11 protein-coding genes and 2 pseudogenes are annotated in these 17,831 nt (G+C 70.6%); 10 read left to right on the forward strand and 3 right to left on the reverse strand.

The window, feature by feature from the left end; genetic code table 11:
• Nucleotides 1-349 precede the first annotated feature (349 nt).
• The gene (mnmG, locus tag FPZ22_RS07670) at nt 350-2,236 is read left to right on the forward strand and encodes a tRNA uridine-5-carboxymethylaminomethyl(34) synthesis enzyme MnmG (RefSeq protein ID WP_144891862.1); all 1,887 of its coding nucleotides are present in this window, start codon (nt 350-352) and stop codon (nt 2,234-2,236) included.
• Nucleotides 2,237-2,251: 15 nt separating this feature from the next.
• On the opposite strand, the pseudogene FPZ22_RS07675 reads toward mnmG, so the two are convergent.
• Both FPZ22_RS07675 and FPZ22_RS07680 read right to left on the reverse strand, forming a co-directional pair.
• Nucleotides 2,252-2,590 (reverse strand): annotated as a pseudogene (locus FPZ22_RS07675) (STAS domain-containing protein); the annotation flags it as partial.
• 283 nt (nt 2,591-2,873) lie between these two features.
• A complete protein-coding gene (locus FPZ22_RS07680; protein WP_144891866.1) occupies nt 2,874-4,973 on the reverse strand; it encodes a cytochrome D1 domain-containing protein in 2,100 nt (699 codons plus the stop codon).
• A gap of 202 nt (nt 4,974-5,175) precedes the next feature.
• Between FPZ22_RS07680 and FPZ22_RS07685 the strand changes: the two genes are divergently transcribed.
• From FPZ22_RS07685 to FPZ22_RS07725, 9 genes and pseudogenes are all read left to right on the forward strand, one after another.
• The gene (locus FPZ22_RS07685; protein WP_168198967.1) at nt 5,176-7,425 is read left to right on the forward strand and encodes a TonB-dependent hemoglobin/transferrin/lactoferrin family receptor; all 2,250 of its coding nucleotides are present in this window, start codon (nt 5,176-5,178) and stop codon (nt 7,423-7,425) included.
• Nucleotides 7,426-7,575: 150 nt separating this feature from the next.
• Nucleotides 7,576-8,721, forward strand: a complete 1,146-nt coding sequence (locus FPZ22_RS07690) for an alkaline phosphatase (protein WP_144891870.1) — start codon at nt 7,576-7,578, stop codon at nt 8,719-8,721.
• 162 nt (nt 8,722-8,883) lie between these two features.
• Entirely contained in the window at nt 8,884-9,495 is a 612-nt protein-coding gene (locus FPZ22_RS07695; RefSeq protein WP_144891872.1) for a TetR/AcrR family transcriptional regulator, read from the forward strand.
• Nucleotides 9,492-10,535 (forward strand): secretion protein HlyD, encoded by a 1,044-nt coding sequence (gene hlyD, locus FPZ22_RS07700; protein ID WP_144891874.1) that lies wholly within the window; start codon nt 9,492-9,494, stop codon nt 10,533-10,535. The genes FPZ22_RS07695 and hlyD overlap by 4 nt, the downstream gene beginning before the upstream one ends.
• A 1-nt stretch (nt 10,536) precedes the next feature.
• A complete protein-coding gene (locus FPZ22_RS07705) occupies nt 10,537-12,321 on the forward strand; it encodes an ATP-binding cassette domain-containing protein (RefSeq protein ID WP_144891877.1) in 1,785 nt (594 codons plus the stop codon).
• A pseudogene (locus FPZ22_RS07710) lies at nt 12,318-13,492 on the forward strand (ABC transporter permease). The gene FPZ22_RS07705 and the pseudogene FPZ22_RS07710 overlap by 4 nt, the downstream one beginning before the upstream one ends.
• Nucleotides 13,493-13,495: 3 nt before the next feature.
• On the forward strand, nt 13,496-14,614 hold the full coding sequence (locus FPZ22_RS07715) for an ABC transporter permease (RefSeq protein ID WP_144891879.1): 1,119 nt from the start codon (nt 13,496-13,498) through the stop codon (nt 14,612-14,614).
• Entirely contained in the window at nt 14,542-16,086 is a 1,545-nt protein-coding gene (locus tag FPZ22_RS07720) for an efflux transporter outer membrane subunit (RefSeq protein WP_246120669.1), read from the forward strand. The genes FPZ22_RS07715 and FPZ22_RS07720 overlap by 73 nt, the downstream gene beginning before the upstream one ends.
• Nucleotides 16,087-16,174: 88 nt before the next feature.
• A complete protein-coding gene (locus FPZ22_RS07725) occupies nt 16,175-16,627 on the forward strand; it encodes a cytochrome c (RefSeq protein ID WP_210412653.1) in 453 nt (150 codons plus the stop codon).
• A 10-nt stretch (nt 16,628-16,637) separates the two neighbouring features.
• On the opposite strand, the gene FPZ22_RS07730 is transcribed toward FPZ22_RS07725, so the two are convergent.
• Entirely contained in the window at nt 16,638-17,813 is a 1,176-nt protein-coding gene (locus tag FPZ22_RS07730; protein ID WP_144891883.1) for a porin, read from the reverse strand.
• Nucleotides 17,814-17,831: the final 18 nt, after the last annotated feature.

Below are 17,831 nucleotides of genomic sequence, written 5' to 3' on the forward strand. Positions count from 1 at the left end.
CAAGCTGGGCCCGGCTGACCGGTTGCGTCGCTTCCTGACGTATCCCGGGGTGACCAATGTCGACACCCGGCGGGGAATCCCGGATCCCCCCTGTTCCGCCCCGCCGGGCGTCGGCGCCATATCGGGCGATGCGGCCGCTCGCGGCCGCCGGAAGAAAAAACGGGGCCGAACGTCCCCCGACGTTCGGCCCCTTCGCTTCCCCGGAATGCGCTTGGCCAGCCCTGTTCCAATCTCCGGCCACGCCCCCCTTGGCGTTTGCCATCCCGGGTGCGCCAGCATCGGATGCAGGATGCATGCCAACTCCGGCTCCGGCAGGCGCGCGACACCTCTCACGCGGGATAATTGCTGCATGCATCACGACTTCCATCGCCACGACGTCATCGTGATCGGCGGCGGCCACGCCGGAACCGAGGCCGCGCTCGCCGCCGCTCGTGCGGGCGCGCGCACGCTGCTGCTCACCCACAGCATCGAGACCATCGGCGCGATGAGCTGCAATCCCGCGATCGGCGGCATCGGCAAGGGCCACCTGGTGCGCGAGATCGATGCGCTGGGCGGAATCATGGCGCGCGCGGCCGACGCCGCCGGCATCCAGTGGCGCCGGCTCAATGCCTCCAAGGGCCCGGCGGTGCGCGCCACCCGCTGCCAGGCCGACCGCGCGCTGTACCGCGCCTTCATCCGCCGCGCGGTGGAGGCGCAGCCGGGCCTCACCGTGTTCCAGGCCGCCGTCGACGACCTGGTGATCGAAGGCGGCGCGGTGCGCGGCGCGATCACCAACACCGGCCTGCGCTTCGATGCGCCGGCGGTGGTGCTGACCGCCGGCACCTTCCTCGCCGGCCGCATCCACGTCGGCGAGGCGCAGCACGCCGGCGGACGCATGGGCGATCCGCCGTCGGTGCGCCTGGCCGAACGCCTGCGCGAAGGTCCCTTCGTGGTCGATCGCCTGAAGACCGGCACGCCGCCGCGCATCGACGGGCGCACGCTCGATTACTCGGTGATGGTGGCGCAGCCCGGCGACGAGCCGCGCCCCGTGTTCTCCTTCATGGGCACGCGCGACGACCATCCCCGGCAGGTGTCGTGCTGGATCACGCAGACGACGGAGCGCACGCACGACATCATCCGCGGCGCGCTGCACCGCTCGCCACTGTATTCGGGGCAGATCGAGGGTACGGGTCCGCGCTACTGCCCGAGCATCGAGGACAAGGTGGTGCGCTTCGCGGAGAAGGACAGCCACCAGGTCTTCGTCGAGCCCGAAGGACTCGATGTCGCGGAGATCTATCCGAACGGCATCTCCACCTCGCTGCCCTTCGACGTGCAGCTGGAGCTGGTGCGTTCGGTGCGCGGCTTCGAGCGCGCGCACATCACCCGGCCGGGCTATGCGATCGAGTACGACTTCTTCGACCCGCGCGGACTGAAGGCGACCCTGGAGACCAAGGCCGTCTCCGGTCTGTACTTCGCCGGCCAGATCAACGGCACCACCGGCTACGAGGAGGCCGCGGCCCAGGGCCTGCTCGCCGGCGCCAACGCCGCACGCACAGTGCAGGGACGCGAAGGCTTCGCGCCGCGCCGCGACCAGGCCTACATCGGCGTGCTGGTCGACGATCTGGTGACGCACGGAACCAGCGAGCCGTACCGCATGTTCACCTCGCGCGCCGAGTACCGCCTGCAGCTGCGCGAGGACAACGCCGACCTGCGGCTGACGCCGGTGGGTCGCGAGCTGGGCCTGGTCGACGACGCGCGCTGGGAGGCGTTCGCGCGCAAGCGCGACGCCGTGGCCGCGGAAACGCAGCGCCTGGGCGCGCTGTGGGCCTCGCCGAACAACGCCATCGGGCGCGACGCGGCGACGACGCTCGGCATCGACATCAGCCGCGAATGCAGCGGACTGGACCTGCTGCGGCGGCCGGAGCTGGACTACTCGAAGCTGGCCGCGGTGCCGTCGTTCGGCCCGGCGGTGGAAGACGCCGCGGTGGCCGAGCAGGTCGAGATCGAGGCCAAGTACTCCGGCTACCTCGAACGCCAGCGCGAGGAGATCGCGCGCCAGCGGAGCAGCGAGGAGGCCGCGATCGCGGAGGGCTTCGACTACGCCGCCGTGCACGGCCTGTCGGCCGAGCTGCGCCAGAAGCTGGAACAGGTGCGGCCGCAGACCATCGGCCAGGCCCGGCGCATCCCGGGCATGACCCCGGCGGCGATCTCGCTGCTGCTGGTGCACCTGGAGCGCGCGCGGCGCAGCGCTGCATGAGTCCGGTCGTACCGGTCAGGGTGTGAACGGCCCCTGCGCCCGGGCCGCTTCGTCGTGGGTCCCCAGCCGGTCCACCAGCGACCGGCTGGCCCGGTTCAGGCCGATCACCTCCACCTCCGCGCCGTGCCGGCGCAGCTTCAGCACCACCCGGTCCAGGGCGGCGACGGCGGTGGTGTCCCGGAAGTGCGCTTCGCTCAGGTCGATCACCACGCGCCCGGGTGCGTGCAGGTAGTCGAAGCTGTTGGCGAACTGGACGGTGCGGGTGCCGTCGGCGGCGTCCTCATGCTCGACGTCGAGCACGGCGCTCACCCGACGGGTGAACGGGAGCGCGGTCAGCAGCACGCCGATCAGCAGCTCTTGATCTTCCCTCCCGAAGCCGCAGAACGCCGGAGCCCGTCCCGCGCACAGGGGGTGTGCGGCCATGGATGGCCGGCGGCCGGCAGTGGCAGCAGGACGCGGAGACTGCCGGGGGAGCACACCCCCTGTGTGCGGGACGGGCAGCGCGTACCACAACGAAGCGGCTTCAAGGCGCGACTGCGTGCCAAGTGCACGCCATCGCCCCGGAGTCTGGAGATGAACCGGAAACAAAGCGGGGCGGGAGACCAGCTCCCGCCCCGCCCGTTCTTGCGCGCGGACCTCAGTAGACGTCTTTCATCGTGTTGTAGACGTTGAACTTGCCGGTCGGAGTGATCAGGCGCGGATCGTCCAGCACCGCCTTCAGCTTGCGGGTCTTGTCGTCCACTACCACCAGGGCCGAGCGCTGGTCCTTGCCGTTCCAGACCGAGAACCAGACCTCGTCGCCGGCCTTGTTGTACTCCGGCTGCACCACCCGCTTCGGGCCTTCGCCGAGGTTCGCCCATTCGGCGATCGGCAGCACTTCATAGCCCTTGTCGAGGTTGTTGATGTCGAACACCGCGATCGACTGGCTGGCCTCGGCCGTGGGGTTGAGGGTGGTGTCGACCCACAGGTTCGTCGACTCGGGATGGGTCTTGACGAACAGCGAACCGCCGCCCTGGCCCTTGAGCACCTCGACCGCCTTCCACGCGTACTGCGGATGGTTGACCGGATCGGTGGCGATCAGGGTGATGTTCTCGTTGCCCAGGGCCGAGGTCGCCCACACCGGACCGTACTTGGGATGGACGAAGTTGGCGCCGCGACCCGGGTGCGGGATCTTGTCGACGTCGATCAGCGCGGTCAGCTTCTGTTCCTTCGAGTCCACCACCGCGACCTTGTCGCTGTTGTTCGCCGCGGTCAGGAAGTAGCGCTTGGTCGAGTCCCAGCCGCCGTCGTGCAGGAAGGGCGCGGCGTCGAGCGTGGTGGTCTTCAGGCTGGCGAGGTCGGAGTAGTCGACCAGCAGGATGCGGCCGGTCTCCTTGACGTTGATGATGAACTCCGGGTGCTCGTGGCTGGCGACGATCGCGGCCACGCGCGGCTCGGGATGGTACTCCTGCGTGTCGACCGTCATGCCGCGGGTGGAGACGATCTTCTTCGGCTCGAGGGTCGGGCCGTCCATGATCACGTACTGCGGCGGCCAGTAGGCACCGGCGATGGCCAGCTTGTCCTCGTAGCCCTTGAACTTCGAGGTCTCGACCGAGCGCGCCTCGAGCCCGATCTTGATCTCGGCCACGCGGTCGGGGACCTTCATCCACAGGTCGATCAGGTCGATCTTGCCGTCGCGGCCGATGGTGTAGACGTAGCGGCCGGAGTGCGAGGCGCGCGAGATGTGCACCGCGTAGCCGGTCTTGATGATGTTGATGATCTTCTTGCTGTCGCCGTCGATCAGGGCGATCTCGCCGGAGTCGCGCAGGGTGACGGAGAAGATGTTGTCCAGGTTCCAGTTGTTCATCTTCCGGGTCGGACGCTTGTCCTCCGGGATGAGCACCGTCCAGCTGTCACGCATTTCCTTCATGCCCCATTCCGGCGGGCTCGGCGGGGTGTGCTGGAGGAAGCGGGCCATCAGGTCGACCTGGGCCGCGGTCAGCTCGCCGCCGGTGCCGAAGTTGGGCATACCGCCGGGCGAACCGAAGTTGATCAGCGCCTTGAGGTACTCGGTGCCACGCGGCTGGGTCACGTCCGGCGTGAGCGGCTTGCCGGTGGCGCCCTTGCGCAGCACGCCGTGGCAGCCTGCGCAGCGCTGGAAGAAGATCTCGCTGGCCTGGGCGAACTCGGTTTCGGTCATGTCCGGAGCGCCCGGAGTGCGGACCTGGGCGACATCGGTGCCGCTGACGGTGGAGGGCGCACCCTCGTAGGCGGCCTGGGCCTGGCTGGTGCCCGGATGCACTTCGCCCTGGGCCGGATCGGTGCTCACCGCCAGCGCCGCGCGCCGCGTCCTGACCTCGGCCTCGGTGATGCTGCCGCCGGGGTTGCCCCACTGGTTCAGGACATAGGTGGTGATGGCGGCGATGTCGGCATCGCTGATGTGGCTCTGCGCCGGCATCAGGCTGTTGTAGGTGGCGCCGTTGACGACGATCTCGCCCTCGAGGCCGGACAGGACCGTCGAGGCGACCTCGGCCGCAGTCTTGCCCTGCAGCCAGTCCGAGCCCGCGAGCGGCGGGAAGGCGCCGGCCAGGCCCTTGCCGTCGGGCTGGTGGCAGGCGGCGCAGTTGTCGAGGTAGGCCTGCTGGCCGTCGGCCGTCGGGCCATCGCCGGGGGCGGCACCGGCACCCGTACCGAGTGCGAAGTACGCGCCGCCGGCAAGCAGGAAGGGGATGGTCAGGGCGAGCGTCGAACGTTTCATCAGCGGGACTCCCGGCTCGAATCGGATGGACTGTAAAGCGGAGATGAATGGTCTCCGGCTTTATGGCACGGGCGGATGCGTGGACATTGATCGAGATCAATTCCGCCACCCCGGACTTGACCCAGGTCATGCGGGACACATCGACGGCGGAGACAATACGGGTACCGTTCCGTCCGGATGCAGAAGCACACTGGAGCATCGATTGGCTGGATCCTTTCCGCTGTTTTCGCTGCTCCCCCCGCTGCTCCCCCTGCTGCTCGCCTCGGGCGCGGGAGCGGCACCGCAATCCCCGGGACCCGACGTCGCCGACAGGGTGACCACGCTGGACACCGTGGTGGTGGTTTCCAGCCGCGTGGCCGAGCCGATCAGCCAGGTGGTGGCGAGCGTCGCCCAGGTGGAGCGCGATGAGCTCGATCGGCGCCTGGTCCGCGACCCGGAAAGCCTGGTGCGCTACGTGCCCGGCGTAGAGGTGGTGTCCGAGGGCAACCGCTTCGGTACCCGCGGCTTCTCGATCCGCGGACTCGAGGGCAATCGCGTGCGCATCGTCGTCGACGGCATCCCGCTGGCCGACGCCTACAGCATCGGCCAGTTCGCCTCCGCGGGTCGCGACCTGGTCGACCTCGAGGCGGTGGAGCGGGTGGAAATCCAGCGCGGCCCGGCTTCGACCCTGTATGGCAGCGACGCGCTGGCCGGCGTGGTCGCCTTCCGCACGCTCGATCCCGGAGCCCTGCTGCTGCGCGGCGAGGGCGGCGACCGCCACTTCGGGCTGCGCCTGGGCCATGACGGACTCGACGACAGCCGGCTGCTGTCGGCGAGCTGGGCCGCGGGCCGTGTCGACGGCTGGCAGGCGATGGTGATGGCCGCGCAGCGCCGCGGGCACGAGGCCGGCAATCGCGCCTGGCGCGACGAGGACGGCCCCAACCCGCTCGACTTCACCCGCGAGAGCGTGCTCGCGAAGCTGGTCCGTGACACCGGCGACGCCGGCCGCTACGTGCTGGCCTTGGACGGCTCGCGCGAGCGGCGGGAAACCGCGGTCGATTCGCTGCGCTTCGGCAGCGGACGCTTCGCCACCACGTACCGCCTCGACGCCGACGACCGCCAGCAGCGCATGCGCGCCAGCCTCGCGGCGGAGTGGGCGCCGGGTCTGCCCTGGCTGCAGTCGCTGGAGGCGCAGGCCTGGGTACAGGACACCGAGGTCCGCCAGGAAAGCGACCAGTACCGGCTGCCGGATGCGGCCACGCCCTTCGAATCGCTGCGCTGGCGCCGCTTCGACTATGAAAGCCGCGCGGCCGGCGCGGGCCTGCTCGGCCAGGCCCGGCACGAGGGATGGCGCGGCAGCCATTGGCACGTCTTCGGCGTCGACCTGGCGCGCCAGCGCTACGAAGGACTGCGCGACGGCCTGGAGACCAACCTCGCCACCGGCGCGTCGAGCAACGTGGTGCTGGGCGAAGTCATGCCGGTGCGCGACTTCCCGGACTCGGTCCAGACCAGCCTGGCGTTCTTCTGGCAGGACGAGATCACGTTCGGCGAGCGCTTCGCGGTGATCCCGGGCCTGCGCGCGGAATGGAGCCGGCTGCGCGCGCACCCCGACGCGATCTTCCGCGAAGACTTCCCGGATACGGTGCCGGTCGACGTCGACACCGACCAGGCGACCCCGCGACTGGCGCTGCGCTGGTCGCCGGGCGGCGGACACAGCCTGTTCGTGCAGTACGCCCGTGGCTTCCGCTCGCCGCCCTTCGGCGACGTGAACATCGGCCTGGTGCTGCCGGTCTTCAACTACGAGGTGCGCGCCAACCCCGACCTGCGGCCGGAGCGCAGCGAAGGGCTGGAGCTGGGCTGGCGCCACGTCGGCGACACGCTCCGCGCCAGTGTGTCGGCCTACGAGAACCGCTACCGCGACCTGATCGAATCGCGCGCCAACCTCGGGATCGATCCGGTGACCCGCGCGCTGGTGTTCCAGTCGGTCAATCGCGATCGCGCCCGCATCCGCGGCATCGAGGGCGACCTGCTCTGGCACCTGCCGTGGAGCGATCCGGCGCAGCCCGGCGGCTGGCAGCTGCGCGGGGCGATGGCCTGGGCGCAGGGCGACGACACCCGCCGGGACGTGCCTCTCAACAGCGTCGATCCGCCAAAGGCCACGCTCGGCCTGCGCTACGACGCCGGCAGCGGCCTCTGGGGCGCGGAAGGCGCGATGGTGGCGGTGCGCGGCATGGATCGCGTCGACCACGGCACGGGGCGCCTGTTCGAGCCGCCCGGCCACGCGCGCTTCGACCTGTACGCATGGCTCGAACCGCGGCCCGGCATCCGCATCAACGCCGGCGTGATGAACCTCGGCGACCGCCGCTACTGGAGCTGGGGCGGGGTGCGCGGCCTGGCCGCCGGCGAGGACAACCTCGGCTTCCACACGCGCCCTGGACGCAGCGCGGCGGTCAACGTGTCCTTCGACTGGTAGCGCGGTCTCCGTAGCGAAACATTCCCGGCGCAGACTGGACGCAGGTCCCTGCTGCAACGAACGGATGCATAACCGTGGTCCGGGTCCCCCTCCGGGCGTGAGCGCAGCGCTCCGTCCGCGTCGTAGTCGTCCCTGCAAGGAGTAGAAACCATGGGCCACCACTCGTGCCGGACCCTGTTCGCCGCCGCGCTTTCCGCGGCGCTGTTTGTCGCCCCGCCCGCCTTCGCCGATGACGGCCAGGCGCCGCGGGCGAAGAACGTCATCGTCTTCCTCGCCGACGCCGCCGGCGTGGCGACCCTCAACGCCGCCAGCCTCCACGGCCACGGCGAGCCGCTGAAGCTGCACATCCAGCAGTGGCCGCACCTGGGCCTGAGCGACACGTCCCCGGTCGACCGCTTCGTGTCCGACTCGGCCAACGGCATGTCCTCGATCATGACCGGCGTGCGCACCCGCAACGGCGTCATCAGCCAGGGCCCCGACGCGGTGCGCGGCGAGAAGGACGGCACCCCGGCCAAGACCCTGCTCGAGTACGCCGAGGAGCGCGGCCTGCGCACCGGCGTGGTCAGCTCGCAGTCGATCGCCGACGCCACGCCGGCGGCGACCTATGCGCACGCCAACGACCGCCGGAATTTCGGCGCGATCTTCCCGCAGGCCTTCACGCCCCGCTACGGCGACGGCGTCGACGTGCTGCTGGGTGCCGGCCGCGAGCGCATCGGCACCGCGCTGGCCGCGGCCGGCACCGGTTTCGACGCTTTGGCCGACGCGCACAAGCGACCCATCTACGCCTCGCTGGATTCCGTGCCCGCGTCCGATGCGCGCCCGGTCGTGGTTGCCGACGGCATCGACGTGCGCGCGGCCACGCTGAAGGCGCTCGACCTGCTGGAGGATTCGCCGCAGGGCTATCTGCTGGTGGTCGAGTGGGACGCGCACACCGACGACGTGCGCAAGGGCCTGCAGAACGTGGTCGACTTCGACCGCCTGGTGGCCGAGGTGGAGCAGCGCGTGGACCTCGACGACACCCTGATGCTGTTCACCGCCGACCATTCCTTCGGCCTGCAGGTCGACGGCGGCCAGCGCGGCACGCCGCTGCTCGAGGGCTACGAGTCCTGGAAGGCGTCCGGCAGCGACGACGACGACCTGGTGCGCCTTGATCACGTGCTGGTCAACCGCACCCACACCGCCGAGGAAGTGGTGGCGCTGGCCACCGGCGCCGGTGCGCACCGTGTCCGCGGCTACTTCCCGGCCACGTACCTGTTCCAGGTCGTGCTCGACGCGTGGGGCTGGAAGGCGGACTGAGCTCCGGCTTTCCTCCAGGGCGCCGGACACGCCGGTCCGGCGCGCGGGTCGTCTCCGGGGGTGGTCCGGGGCGCCCCGGAGGGCTTGACCGGGCTTGCGGAGACTCCAGGGATGGGCGTAAGGTAGTGACCACTCACTTACTTTGCCCCCAGGCAGGTCCCCATGACCCAGCGGCCATCCCGGCTTTCGGCTGAAGAACGGCGCGAGACCACGGTCGAGGCGATGATCGACCTCGCCGCCGAACAGAACCCCAGCGAGATCACCACCAGCGCCATCGCCGAGCGCATGGGGCTGACCCAGGGCGCGCTGTTCCGGCACTTCCCGAACAAGGATGCGATCGTCCAGGCCGTGCTCTCCCGGGTCGCCGAGCGCCTGCTGTCGCGGGTGGACAGGGCCGCGGCCGGCACGGCGTCGCCGCTGGCGGCGCTGGAGGCGGTGTTCATGGCCCACGTCGACTTCGTCGCCGACCACCCGGGCGTGCCGCGGATGCTGTTCGGCGAGCTGCAGCGGCCGGCGGACACCCTGCCGCGCAAGATGGTGCAGGCCCTGATCGGGCGCTACGGCGAGCGGCTGCGCGACCTGCTCGGGCGCGGCATCACCGCCGGCGAGCTTGATCCGGCGCTGGACGTCGAAGCGGCTGTGCAGCTGTTCATCGGCACCGTCCAGGGCCTGGTGATCCAGGCCATGGTGGCTGGCGACGTCGCCCGGATCCGCCGCGACGCGCCGGGCGTGTTCGCCATCTACCGTCGCGGCATCGGGGGAGGTGGGGCATGAGCACCGGAGCCAAGCGCTTCGGGCGCAAACGGGTCATCGTCACCGCCGCCATCGTCGCGGCCGCGGTTCTGGTCGCGGTGATCTGGGCACGGCGCGCGGGCACCGACGACGGCGCGCTGGTCCTGTACGGCAACGTCGACATCCGCGAGGTGCAGCTGGCCTTCCGGCAGCCGGGACGGGTCGCGGAAATGATCTTCGAGGAAGGTGACGCGGTCGCCGCCGATGACCGCGTGGCCTTGCTCGATGCCCGGCCCTACGAGGACGCGCTGGCGGGCGCGGAGGCGGCGGTCCGGGTGGCACGGGCCGAGGTCGACAAGCTGCACGGCGGCCTCCGTCCGCAGGAGGTCGCGCAGGCCCGCGAGGCGCTGAACCGCGCGCGGGCCGTCGCCACGGACGCCGGACGCAACTACGAACGCCAGGCCGGCCTCCTGCCTTCGGGCGCGAGCAGCCGGAGCACGGTCGACGCCGCGCGCGCTGCCCGCGATCAGGCGGTTGCAGCCGTCCGGGCGGCCGAGGCGGCGCTGTCGCAGGCCGTGGAGGGCTTCCGCAGCGAGGACATCGCCGCGGGGGAGGCGCGGCTGGCCGCTGCCGAGGCGGCCCGTGACCAGGCGCTGACGGCACTCGCCGATACCCGGCTGCTGGCGCCCGCTGCCGGCACGATCATCGCCCGGATCCGCGAGCCGGGCAGCATGGTCGCGAGCCAGAGCGCGGTCTACAGCCTCAGCCTCGATCGGCCGGTGTATGTACGGGCCTACGTCGGCGAACCTGATCTGGGCCGTGTCGCTCCGGGAACCCCGGTCCGTGTCCGCAGCGACTCCTCCGACAGGGTCTACCGGGGCCAGGTCGGCTTCGTCTCGCCACGCGCGGAGTTCACGCCGAAAACCGTCGAGACGCCCGACCTGCGTACCGACCTGGTCTACCGCCTGCGCGTGGTCATCGATGACGACCAGGTCGATGGCGGACTGCGCCAGGGAATGCCGGTGACCGTCGAGCTCGACGCCGCGTCCGGCTCGGGCGCGGCCGGCGACGGCGTCCGCTGACATGGTCGGCGCCACGCCGCCGCGGGTCGAGGCGCGCGGTCGCCACGAGGGCGTGGCCGTGGCGATCGAAGGCGTCGACAAGCATTTCGGCCGGGTCCGGGCGCTGCTCGGGCTGGAGGCACGCATCGACTATGGCCGGCTCACCGGCCTGGTCGGCCCGGATGGTGCCGGCAAGACGACGCTGATGCGGATCATGACCGGCCTGCTCCGGCCCGATGCTGGTCGCGTGACCGTGGCCGGATTCGATGTGGTCGACGACAACGACGCCATCCACGTGGCCACCGGCTACATGCCGCAGCGCTTCGGCCTGTACGAAGACCTGACGGTGATGGAGAACATGCGCCTGTACGCACGCTTGCGCGGCATGGACGCGGATCGACACGGCGAGCTCTTCGCCGGACTGCTCGACTTCACCCGGCTGGCGCCGTTCACCGAACGCCTGGCCGGCAAGCTGTCCGGCGGCATGAAGCAGAAGCTCGGCCTGGCCTGCGCGCTGATGGCGCGGCCGAGGGTGCTGCTGCTGGACGAGCCCAGCGTCGGCGTGGACCCGGTCAGTCGCCAGGACCTTTGGCGGATGGTGCAGGCCTTGACCGACGATGGCATGGCGGTGGTGTGGTCGACCGCCTACCTGGACGAGGCCGAGCGCTGCGACTCGGTGCTGCTGCTCGACGAGGGCGAGCTGGCCTTCGACGGCCCGCCGGCCGAGCTGACCGGGCGTCTCCAGGGACGCAGCTTCCGCCTGGAGGAGGTGGGCGAGGAGCGTCGCGCGGTGCTGTCCGAGGCGCTGGAGCTGGCGGGTGTGGGCGACGGCGTGATCCAGGGCGCTGGCGTGCGGGTGGTCCTGCGCGAGGGCGCCGGTACCGACGAGGTCCAGGCGCTGGCCGACCGGGCCGGTGCGCGCCTGGCCGCGGTGCCGGCTCGCTTCGAGGATGCCTTCATCGACCTGCTCGGCGGCGGTCCCGGCGGCATCTCGGCGCTGGCCGGCCGCATGCCGCCGGTGGAACTCGACTCCGACATCGCCGTCTCCTGTCGCGAACTGACCAGGCGCTTCGGCGACTTCACCGCCACCGACCGTGTCAGCTTCCAGGTACGCAAGGGCGAGGTGTTCGGTCTGCTCGGTCCCAACGGCGCGGGCAAGTCCACCACGTTCAAGATGCTGTGCGGCCTGCTCGCGCCGACCTCGGGCGAGGCCCACGTGGCGGGCATGGACCTGCGCCGCGCGACCGGCGCCGCCAAGGCCCGCCTCGGCTACATGGCGCAGAAGTTCTCGCTGTACGGGCTGCTGTCGGTGCGCCAGAACCTGGAGTTCTCGGCCGGCGTCTACGGGCTGCAGGGCGCCACGAAGCGCGCGCGCATCGACGACATGATCGAGACCTTCGACCTCGGGCGCTGGCTGTCGGCGGCGCCCGAGTCGCTGCCGCTCGGCTACCGCCAGCGGCTGGCACTCGCCTGCGCGCTGATGCACCGGCCGCCGGTGCTGTTCCTGGACGAACCGACCTCGGGCGTGGACCCGATCACCCGCCGCGAGTTCTGGACCCACATCAACGGCCTCGCCCGCAAGGGCGTGACGATCATGGTCACCACCCATTTCATGGACGAGGCCGAGTACTGCGACCGGGTGGCGATGCTGTACCGCGCCAGGCTGATCGCGCTGGACACGCCGGACGCGCTCAAGCGCGGCGCGGCCGGTGGCGACACGCCGGATCCGACCATGGAGGACGCCTTCATCCACCTGGTGGAATCGGCCGACCTGGTCGACGAGGCCGCGGCGGGAGAGGCGGCATGAACCTGCGTGGAGGCGGGCGGTCGAGTGCCGGCGTGCCGGCCGGCGCGGCCGCGCCCCGCTTCGACGCCCGCCGCCTCGCGGCGCTGGTGCGCAAGGAGAGCCTGCAGGCGCTGCGCGATCCGTCCACGCTGCTGATCGCCTTCGTGTTGCCGGCGGTGCTGCTGTTCCTGTTCGCCTATGCGGTGTCGCTCGACATACGCAAGGTACGGATCGGGGTGGTGGTGGAATCGCCCGGCATCTCCGCCCAGCAGCTTGCGGCTGCATTCGCGGCTACACGTTTCCTCGACGTGACCTTCGCCCACGACCGGCGGGAAGTCGGCGACCGGGTGGTGGCCGGTGAGCTGCGGGGCTACGTGGTGATCCCGCAGGACTTCGAGCAGCGCCTGGCCGCGGGCGGCAACCAGCCGCTGGTGCAGGTGGTCACCGACGGTTCGCAGCCCAACACCGCCAATTTCGTCGCGAACTACGCCCAGGGCGTGGTCCAGACCTGGCGTCTGGGGATGGCCGGCGACATGCCATCGACGGCGATCACCCTGGAGCCCCGCTACTGGTTCAACCCGGAGCTGGAAAGCCGGCGATCCCTGGTGCCGGGCGCGATCGCCATCGTCATGACCATCATCGGCACGATGCTGACCGCACTGGTGGTCGCACGCGAGTGGGAACGCGGGACCATGGAGGCGGTGATGTCCACGCCGGCCTCGGTGGTCGAGATCCTGGTCGGCAAGCTGTTGCCTTACTTCGCGCTGGGCATGGTGTCCACGCTGGGCGCGGCCGCGTTGGCCGTGTTCGTGTTCGACGTGCCGCTGCGCGGGTCGCTGGCGGCGCTGATGCTGCTGTCGGCGGTGTTCATGGTGCCGGCGCTGGGGCAGGGCTTGCTCATTTCGTCGCTGGCGCGCAACCAGTTCCTGGCCGCCCAGATCGCGCTGTTCTCCGGCTTCCTGCCGGCCTTCATGCTGTCGGGCTTCCTGTTCGAGATCGACTCGATGCCGGCGCCGATCCGCGCCATCACCTGGCTGGTGCCGGCACGGTACTTCGTGTCCTCGCTCAAGACGGTGTTCCTGGCCGGCGACATCCGGGCGGTGTTCGTGCCCGACCTGCTGGCGATGGCGGCCATCGGCGGGGTCTTTTTGCTCTGGCCAAGCGGGCCACGCGAAAGAACCTGGAGCCCTGAGCGATGGCGCGACGCAGTCCTCCGCTGGTACTCGCCCGCCTGCGCGCCCAGGTGATCAAGGAGGTGCTCAGCATCCTGCGTGACCCGCGGAGCCGGATGGTGGTGTTCGCGCCGCCGCTGATCCAGCTCCTCGTCTTCGCCTTTGCGGCGACGCTCGAGGTCAGCAACGTCGGCCTCGCCGTGCACGACCAGGACGCGGGGCGCTGGTCGCACGAGCTGGTCGCGCGACTGGACGGCGCGGGATTCGTTTCCGAGGTGCATACGGTCCGCAGCAGCGGCGAGCTGCAGCGGCTGATCGACCGCGGCGAGGTGATCGCCGGACTGGACATCCCGGCGGATTTCTCCCGCACCATCGCCGCCGGCGACAGCGGGCGGATACAGGTGCTGGTCGATGGCCGACGCAGCAACGCGGGACAGATCGTCGTGGGCTACCTGTCCTCGATCGCCACCGGGATCGGGGCCGAGGTCGATCCCGCGGTCGGAGCGCCGCTCGCGGTACGCCACTGGTTCAACCCCAACCTGGTCTACCGCTGGTTCATCGTGCCGGGCCTCGTCGGCATCCTGGCGTTCTTCAGTGCGCTCATGCTCACTTCGCTGTCGATCGCCCGGGAACGGGAGCTCGGCACCTTCGACCAGCTCCTGGTATCACCCACCTCCACGCTCGAGATCATCGTTTCGAAGTCGCTTCCGCCATTGGCGATCGGCACCGTGCTCGGCCTGGTGATGATCGCAGCCGGTGCATTCGCGTTCCGGATCCCGTTCACCGGCTCGTTCCTGCTGCTGCTGCTCAGCCTGGTGCTGTTCATCCTTTCGGTGGTCGGCATCGGACTGATGATCTCCGCGGTCAGCAAGACCCAGCAGCAGGCCATCCTGGGCGCCTTCGCCATCGGCGTGCCCGCGGTGCTGATGTCCGGCTTTGCAACGCCCGTGGAGAACATGCCGCTGGCGCTGCAGTGGCTGGCCCAGGCCATCCCGCTCACCCACTTCCTGGTGATCGTGCACGGCAGCGTGCTCAAGGCGATGCCGCCGGCGGACATCCTGTCCAACATGTGGCCGCTGGCGGCAATCGCGCTGGTGACCTTGACCGCGGCGACCTTCTTCGTCCGGGGACGATTGCAATGACGCTCGAAGAATCCTCCGCTTCCGCCGGTCCCGTGGGCACCACGCCCGGGCCTGCCTTGCGGCCGGGGCCGCTGGTGTCCGGGGTGCTCTGCGCCCTGCTGGCCGCCTGCACCGTCGGCCCCGACTATCGCGAGCCACCTCCGGTGCACACGGGAACCGGCTGGAGCCTGCCCGTCGTGGCGGAACGCGGTTCGGAAGACTACGCGTACTGGTGGACCACTCTCGGCGATCCGATGCTCGACCGCCTGGTCGAGGCCGCGCTGGCCGAAAACCTCGACCTCTACCAGGCGGCCGCGCGGATCGATGAAGCGCGCGCTCTGCGAGATCGGATTGCCGGCGGCCTGGCTCCTGCCGTCGACGTCGGGGGCAGTGTCAACCGGCGCCGGCAAAGTGCGGACGGCTCCCTGCCGGTCGCCTCGATTCCCGGCATGGATGCCATCCAGACGATCCATGACGTCGGCTTCGACGCCGCCTGGGAACTGGACCTGTTCGGCGGAAAGCGGCGCGCGCTCCAGGGTGCGAACGCGCGACTTCATGAGGCCGGAATCGAGGCGGAGGGCGTGCGCATGCGCATCGTCGCCGAAGTCGCCCGCACATGGTTCACGGCGGTGGGTGCCGGGCACGAGATGCGCATGTCGCAGGCGGCGGTTGAGGCGCAGCGTCATTCGCTTGGGCTCCTGGAGTTGCGCCATGCCGCGGGTGTCGCGTCGCTCGCCGACGTGGACGCCGCGCAGTCCACGCTGGCGACTGCGGAGGCTTCGCTTCCCGGCATCCGCGCCCGCGAGCGTGCGGCCCTCCTGGCGCTCTCGGTGCTGCTGGGCGAACCACCCGAGCGCGGATTGCTGCTGCTGGAAGAAGCGGCAGCAGGCCTGCCGCCGCTGGCCGAGATCCCGGTCGGCGAGCGCGCCGACCTCCTGCGTCGTCGGCCTGACGTGCTTGCGGCCGAGCGCCGCCTCGCGGCCAGCACGACCGACATCGGCGTGGCGACGGCAGAGCTTTTTCCGAAGCTGTCGATTGGCGTTGGCGGCGGCTTCCAGGCGCTCGATGCCGATGGCCTGTTCGATTCCGGCAGCGCCCGATACGGGATCCTGCCCCTGATTTCCTGGCGCATGTTCGACGGTGGCCGCGTGCGCGCGGAAATACGCGCCCGCGAGGCGGCCCAGTGGCGGGCAGCGTTGGCCTACGAGCAGGCGGTGCTGGCTGCGCTGGGCGACGCCGAGACGGCAATGGCCGAATACCGGGCCGGGCTGATCGCACTTCAGCGCCACCAGGCCGCGCTGGAGGCCAGCCAGCGCAGCCATGATCATGCCGCCCGCCGGCATGCCATGGGCACCATCGCACTGGTCGAGCTTCTCACCGCGCAGCGCCAGCTGCAGGAGGCGAAGGCCGCCGTCACGCGCGCCCACACGGCCGCCGCGGTGCAACTGGTGGCCTTGTACAAGGCGCTCGGAGGCGGCTGGCAGGCGGCATGAAGTCCGGTTTCTGGTCGACTGCACGATCAGCGCCACGTGGTGGATTGCCTGGCGCCATGCAGGCCACTTTTCCGCAAAGGAGAACGTGATGAACAGAGAGAAGTTTTTCCCCATCCTGATCGCGGTGGCCGTCGCGGTTGTTGTCCTGCCGGTATTCGCCGACGCGCGGGCCGGAGACGGGGAGTCCATGGGCCTGCGAACCGTGATGAAGCGCCTCGGGCAGGACATGCAGGCCGTGACCGGCGCGATTTCCCGGGAGGACTGGGCCATGGTCGAGGAACTGGCGCCGGGGATCGCCCGTCATGCGGAGCCGCCAATGGCGGAGAAGGTCCGCATCCTCAGGTGGCTGGGAGTCGATGCCGGCACGTTCCGGGAGTTCGATGCCCAGGTCGAGCGCGCGGCGGACGGCATGGCCGGCGCCGCGGCACGTGGCGATGGCCCCCAGGTCATTCACGCGTTTGCCGAGGTGCAGCAGGCCTGCCTCGGCTGTCATCAGCAGTACCGCAAGCCGTTCGCGAAACACTTCTACGGCCGGCGATGAGTGACCCGGCCTAGAAGCGCAGCGTGGCGCGCACGTAGAGGTCGTCGTCGCGCCGCGCGCGGGGAGCGGTGGCGGGCAGGTCGATCTCCTCGCGGCGACGGAAGCGCGCGTCGATCTGCCATGCCGGCGTGGCCTGCCAGACCCAGCGCACTTCGGCCAGCGTGTCGTTGGGCCGGAAGTCGCTCGAGATCAGCCAGCCGTCGGCGACCCGGCCGTAGACGATGCCGAGGTCGTGGTCGGGCAGGATGTCCATGAAGTTGAGCGAGGCCTGCCAGGACAGCGAATCGGCGCTGCCGGTGCCGGAGTTCATCGCTTCGCGGCGGGGCGTGTCGGGGGCGTAGCCGAGCTCGCCGCCGAGCCGCAGCTTCGTTCCACCCTGGCCCAGCGGCCACTGCGCGGTGGCCTTGGCGGTGACGGCGAGATAGTCCTCGGTCCGCGGATCGGCGACGCCGTACGGGTGCAATGCCGACGGCAGCCAGTTGAGCGTGACCACCCGCTGGACCAGCGGGCCGATCACGGTCTTCGATTCGGCGACCGCCAGCACGCCCACGCGCGAGTCGCTGTCGCTGAACCCGAGTGGCCGGCGAAGGGTTCCGGTCGGGCCGCGGCGGTCGTTGTGGCGCACGATGAAGTGGGTGGTCCAGTCTTCGCTGGCGCGCCACTGCAGCCAGGCGCCGTCGGTCCAGGTGATGTCGAAGTTGGTGCTGTCGTTCTGGTCGAGCGACTTCTTCATCACGTCGTCCAGGCCCCACGCCGCCTGGAAGCGGCCGAAGCGCAGGCTCCACGGCGCCTCGGCCGGGCGGTACTCCAGATACGCCTCGTCGATCGTGCCCTGGCCGTCCTCGAGGCCGGCCGGACCCGGCGCGTACGTCCGCATCCAGAATTCCTCGTTGTCCTGGTCGGTGTCGAGCCGGGCGGCGACACGGCCGCTGAACTGCCAGCCACCGCCGAGGTCGCCGCGCAGGCGGAAGCGGACGCGGGCGCGGAGGCTGTCGGCGTCGGTCTCGGCGCCGCTGCGGGCGCGGGTCTCCGAGGCGACGTGGCCGAAGCGCACGTCGCCGCTGGTCTTCCAGGCGTCGGCGGCATGGGCACCGCCGGACGCCAGCGCCAGTGCGACAGCGGCGACGAGGCCCTGGCGGGAGAACGGGACGGGCCACCGGGCAGGCTGGCGGGGACGTGTATGCATGTGGGCCTCCGGGCGACA

Source organism: Luteimonas granuli (genome assembly GCF_007795095.1).
GTDB lineage: Bacteria > Pseudomonadota > Gammaproteobacteria > Xanthomonadales > Xanthomonadaceae > Luteimonas > Luteimonas granuli.